This window comes from Nostoc foliaceum FACHB-393 (genome assembly GCF_014698505.1).
GTDB lineage: Bacteria > Cyanobacteriota > Cyanobacteriia > Cyanobacteriales > Nostocaceae > Nostoc > Nostoc foliaceum_A.
The window spans coordinates 1-5,405 of the sequence record NZ_JACJTD010000145.1 but is presented as its reverse complement, the minus strand read 5'-3'; the positions used below and the strand labels follow the sequence as shown (position 1 = coordinate 5,405).

The window sequence follows — 5,405 nt, the reverse complement described above, 5'->3', positions numbered from 1 at the left end:
GGACTCCTAAGGAGGCAATCACTTGTTCTGCACTAGGAGCCACGCGATTAAGTCCGTACTGTCTGGGTCTGGCATACCAGCCCTCTTCATCCCAGCCAACGAAGCCAACTAACTTGCCCTGGCGATAAACTTTCGTACTGAATACTAGATAATCAATCTCACCGTGATACAAACCAAAAATAGTGCAAGCTTTTTTCAACTCGGACTCCAGTCGTCGATTCCGTTCCCGTGATGTTTCTGGTAGCATTGCTTTGACTTCTGCAACTCTTGTAGCGAACCAGTTGCGATCAAATGGGAGCCGTCCGCCTTCCACGAACTGCACCCATACTGTGATTCCGCCTTCTATCCAGATAGTACGAACGGATTCGGGTTGGACTTGGATAATCTCGCCAATGATGCGACGGTCATGAGCAGTCAGGGGGTCTTGGGTTGGGGCTACAGCTTCGGCTTGGGATTCTAGGTGGGTGTACAGTTCTGCTTGGGCTGTGGCTTGCTCGTCAACAGAAGAACTAGAAAGTGCTTGCTGTGTACGTGTTGTATAAGTCATAATAGAGTTCCTTGGTAAAAGGGTAAAAAGCGATCGCTGAGTTTTCCAGACATGAGCGATCGCTTTTGTTATGTGTGCAAAGAACGTTGTGGTTCAGCACAACGCTCTCAAAAAGATTTGGCGTAGCCATATATTTGCGGCTCAAAGCCAGTGGCACTTGAGCGATACCAATACAGGAGATACAGCGTATCAGGCGACGTGTATGACTTCAAACGCTTCAACTGCCGTCCGTCGTCCTGCTGGTAATTTCTTATTCAGTGCAAATCCATTTCCATGCTGTGTACCCCTCGCCTTCTCTGGTTGTGCCAGTGCCTCGGTTGCTCCTCAAGCTGTCACTTTGGATTGTGCTGTCAAGGTTCAGATAGTGCAAACCCTTTATTGCGTCCGGGTGCAGGCAGTTTGCTTTCCCTTGCCCTTGCCCTTATATTTATAAATATACGTGAGGCGTATATTTTTGTCAACATCTCACGAATATTTTTAGTAGTGCCAATTATTTTAATAGTAGTCTTGTGTATAATAAAGCTGTAGACGCTAAAAGAAGATTAATCGTTTTTCCACTATGAATATTAGGATTGTGGAGTAATGACGATGGATAAAAGAGTGATTCGCTGGAAGCTGAATGAAATCATGGCCCAAAAAAGAGTCAGAAATAAAGACCTGGCCGAAGGTATCGGCATCACCGAAACTTCTGTTTACAGGTTACGGAAAACTGATACCATGCCTCGGATGTCACCTGAGCGGCTAAACGATATTTGTCAATTTCTTGATTGTCAACCTGGAGACTTACTGATTTATATCCCAGATAACGATGCGGAGAAGGCGGAAAAAAATCAACAGAAACTAAGTAAGGGAATCACTATAGCAAAACACCAACTTCCTAAAACTGATAAAGAAGTAACTGAGGATATTGCAGCATAAAGCGATCGCCCGCCGCCAAGCAACGCGATCGCCTGCTCAATCCGTTGATCACAAAGTGAGCTTATTATAATGCTGACACATTTTTGTGCAAACACCCTTCAGCATCTCCTCGGTTCACTTTGGTTAAACTGCAACACCTCAACTTTCAAGCATTTACCATAGTGAGCAAGAGATATGCTGACACTAGAACCCGAACAAACAACGACGCTGGACTACAGTGTTGTCAACGCCAGCATCCAGGAAACCTTCACTGCCATCGACAAATTCGAGTGGCAAGCAATAGATGAACTGCGCCTTATGCGAGACAACCACTATTACTCTGATGGTGGACACAAGAGCTTTGAAGACTATTGCGAGAACGAGTTAACTAAACACGGGGGATATCGCCGCGTCAGGGATTTGCTGTCTGCGAAGAAAATAGTTGATACCCTGCCAGAGGAACTGAGGGTAAAAATCACTAAACCTTCTCAAACTCGCCCCCTGCTTTGTTTGATCAAAACTCCTGATAAGTTACAGGAAGTCGTAGCGATCGCAGCGAAAGAAAAACCCTTCCCCACTGCCGCCGATTTTGCTCTTGCAGTTCAGAAGGTTGTTCCAAAAAATACGTCACCCACTAGAACCAGTAGCACAAAACAAGAAAAAGTCAAAACGCAATTGTGTAATTCTGTCACTGTTTCTTCCCTTTCGCACCCTCGTTATGGCGAATCGGGAGTAATTGAGGCAGACGCACCGAATAACTATCAGCAGATTGTCACCTTCAGCGATGGTGAAAGGTTGTTGATCAACAATGCTGATTTGACTGGTTTAAATGACGCAATTGTGTCCGAATCGAGTGGGCGGACTTACCCTAAAGAATATTCTGAAGCGATCGCAGCGCTCGAAGAACAACACAAGCTTGAGTTAGAGCGCTTAGAGCAGGAATTGAGGATTGGATTACAGTCAGAAGTCACAACCAGAGCAGAAGAACAAGTAAGTGAGCAAATCCAATCCTTGCAAAACCTGTACAAGCAGCAGAAAGAGCAAAACATCCAGTTACAGCAACGGCTGGATGAGATGGAAGGGTTAAAGAAACTGGAGATTGAAAATCAGCAACTCCAGCAACGCATTCAGGAATTAGAACGTGCGGTTGAACAGCGCCCTTCTCAAGAATGGGGAAATACGATGACCCAGCAAGCGACCAAAGCTTTGAACAAGCAGGTAAAACTTGCCCTAGAGAAAACAATTGACCTGCGATCGCTGGCACAAGAACCACCCAAAGAGAATGCCCAGGAATGTCTGCGGCTGATGGGTATGGCTTTGAAAAACTTAGCCAATGCCATGAACAATACTCAGGCATTGGAGGCAGCAGCGCTAATACTAGGGAGTGAACCGACACAATCCGCGATCGCATATCGAGCCGAGCAATTGAAAATGCTACCCCAAGCGGTTAGTGACATTCGGGGGGTGCTTTCACAGCCTGGGTGTACGTGGCAGGACTATTCGGCAGTGGCACAAGAGTATGAGGTGATTAAATCAGACTATTGGACAGAACTTACCACCCAGGAAACAGAATTAATTATCGCACTTCAAACGGCATCTACTGAACCTCCCATAATCGGGCTTGGTTCTATCGTTGCCCACGCCGACCCATACCGCACTTTGTATGTTGAAAGGGGCGAAGTAGTAGAAGAATTAGGGGATGAGGTGATAGTGGCTTGGGATCACTGGAAGGAGCAATCGAAAAAGACTGACAGATACTTTCGAGATGAATTGCGATTCTGGCAGCCTCAATAAGCTTCCAGTGTATCAGTGACTTTTTAGACAAATAAATGCACGTACCAAGCCCCGCATCACAGTGGGGGAAATTTCCGTGCGTCAACATAACAGGAGATTGTAAAATGACTGCAACTATCACAAAGCCCAAGCCCAAAAAGGCTGCTAATAAACCACAGTCACCGTATAAGCGGCTTCATGTCATTATTCCCATACAAGATATGCTGTGGGCATCGCAGCAAAAGCCATCAGTTACCCAATTGTGGCAGGAGTGCTGGACTGCTGACCCCTATGGTTCCCGGTGGATGCCTTTGACTTCTGTTTTGGGATACAGTACTTTTATCTCTGCAAAGAAAATTCTATCTGACAGTGGACTATTCATTTTTAAACCCGACAAGTCGATTCAGGATGGCAGGGAAACGGCTAGCTGGATGGTAAAAAATTTGCATGGCAGTCGGATGAAAGAATTTTGGGAGAAAGCCAATTCTGAAAAACAAGAACCAAATGCTGAAAAACGAGAATCAAATGCTGGGGACTCAGAGATAGATGCTGGCTGTGAAGAAATGGGTGCTTTGTACGAAGCATCTATTTTAGGTCAAAGTGATTCAGAGCAAGGGTTCTGTGAACCCTCACGAACTACTCAAGAACATCTCACCAACTCATCAAATGAGTTGGTGAGATGTTTCTCTGACACGCTTACAGGAAATTCGCGTGTTGAAGAGACGGCTCATGCGCCCTTGAGGGGCGCTTCGCCTCAGTCTGTTCAAAGCGTGTCAGAGAAAGAAAAAGACTTGCCTGTGGCAATTGACTGCACGACGCTAACGCTCGTGGATGCTGCACAAGATGAATCTGCTTTGTTGTTGGCTGAAAACCAGGGCTGTGGTGTTGAGCCGAGGAACTGTCATGAAGGTACTGGTTCCGCCGCGCCCGTCGCTCAAAATGAAAAATTTTTAAATTCTGCGATGCCTGCGGCGGGCGTAGCCATCGCTAATCAAACACAGGGGCAAGTAGAACAAAGTAATTCCGCTTCGTTGTTGGCTGAAAAGCAGGATTGTAGCATTGAAGCGAGGGACTGTCATGAAGGTACTTGTTCCGCCGCGTCCGTCAATCAAAATGAATTTTATTCAACTTTTGCGATCGCTAATCAAACACAAGAGCAGGTAGAACAGGGTAATTCCACTTCGTTGTTGGTTGAAAACTCGGTTTTGGGTGTAGAAATCAAAGCAGTTGATGAGGGTGAAAGTTCCGCCGCGTCTGTCACCAGCGCTGAAAAATGGTCGCATGAGGCGATAGTTGCGCGGTCAAATATGCGACCGGAGCGTATGAAAAAACTGAAAGTTGCGGCGAATTCGGGGCAGAATCCGGGGGTTGAGTACTTGCTCTCGTGCTGGGATGATGATCCGGCTTTGCAGATTGTGATCAAGAAATTGCTGGCGAAGTTTCCGCAGTGGGGGATTGCTTGTGTGGATGGGGTGCTGGTGAATTTGGAGAGGTAACAAATCATACAAAAATTACACTGCCTCAGAATAGCGCGCAGCTAAAGTGATTGCTGCTTGATGGCGCTTATCTACTCTTGTGCAGAAGGTGTAGATCAAAGTTCCCTTGCATTGATGCTGCCAAGCGACGAATTACTTTCTGAAAACGGGGACGCATAATCTGCGACTCGCTGCCATCCCCACTTATAAGCAGTATCAACCAGAATTTCTTTACCATTTCGGAACTTAATAAATTCCTGCCCGTGGTCGTAAAATATATCTGCAACCAGTTGATTACGCTCGTCGTAACCCCACTTATCCACTGCTGCCCTCCACCAGCGCTTTCCGAGAGAGAGCAATTGTTCAAGTTCTAGATACTCCGGCTTCCAGTACTTGGTGCGCCATTGATTTGCCAGTGCCTCGATTAATATCGCAGTCGGGTAGATGGGCTTGAGGTTTTCTTCGAGCCAGAGTATATAAACGATTGCGCTCCTGAAAGCATCTTCTAAACAATAGCTTGATGCTTCTAGAGTGTCTTGGAGTTGCTCGTCACTGAAATTTACACCGAGCGATCGCAGGGCTGGAGCGTACAAATCAAATAATTCTTGCTCTACTGAATCGGCAGACCAGAACCACATAAGAAAAAGAAAACTCCTGCTGGATGGCTAAATAAAATTTAGCATTTAGCGTGGGAAGTATTGATGTGGAGACTT

Annotated in this window: 6 protein-coding genes; 4 read left to right on the top strand and 2 right to left on the bottom strand. The window is 46.1% G+C overall.

Going from position 1 to position 5,405, the window contains the following annotated elements; translation table 11 throughout:
* Nucleotides 1–547, bottom strand: a 547-nt coding sequence (locus H6G92_RS38085) for a hypothetical protein (RefSeq protein WP_190901952.1), incomplete at its 3' end; no start/stop codon positions are given.
* Nucleotides 548–635: 88 nt separating this feature from the next.
* On the opposite strand from H6G92_RS38085, the gene H6G92_RS38080 reads away from it, so the two are divergent.
* From H6G92_RS38080 to H6G92_RS38065, 4 genes are all read left to right on the top strand, one after another.
* Entirely contained in the window at nucleotides 636–980 is a 345-nt protein-coding gene (locus H6G92_RS38080) for a hypothetical protein (protein ID WP_190901950.1), read from the top strand.
* A gap of 149 nt (nucleotides 981–1,129) precedes the next feature.
* Nucleotides 1,130–1,465, top strand: a complete 336-nt coding sequence (locus tag H6G92_RS38075) for a helix-turn-helix domain-containing protein (RefSeq protein ID WP_190901947.1) — start codon at nucleotides 1,130–1,132, stop codon at nucleotides 1,463–1,465.
* 174 nt (nucleotides 1,466–1,639) lie between these two features.
* Nucleotides 1,640–3,238, top strand: coding sequence for a hypothetical protein (locus tag H6G92_RS38070; RefSeq protein ID WP_190901945.1), 1,599 nt, complete (start codon nucleotides 1,640–1,642; stop codon nucleotides 3,236–3,238).
* A 104-nt stretch (nucleotides 3,239–3,342) separates the two neighbouring features.
* Entirely contained in the window at nucleotides 3,343–4,713 is a 1,371-nt protein-coding gene (locus tag H6G92_RS38065; RefSeq protein WP_242059520.1) for a hypothetical protein, read from the top strand.
* Between the two features lie 95 nt (nucleotides 4,714–4,808).
* Here the strand turns inward: H6G92_RS38065 and H6G92_RS38055 are convergent, their stop codons facing one another.
* A complete protein-coding gene (locus H6G92_RS38055) occupies nucleotides 4,809–5,330 on the bottom strand; it encodes a hypothetical protein (protein ID WP_190901943.1) in 522 nt (173 codons plus the stop codon).
* Nucleotides 5,331–5,405 lie beyond the last annotated feature (75 nt).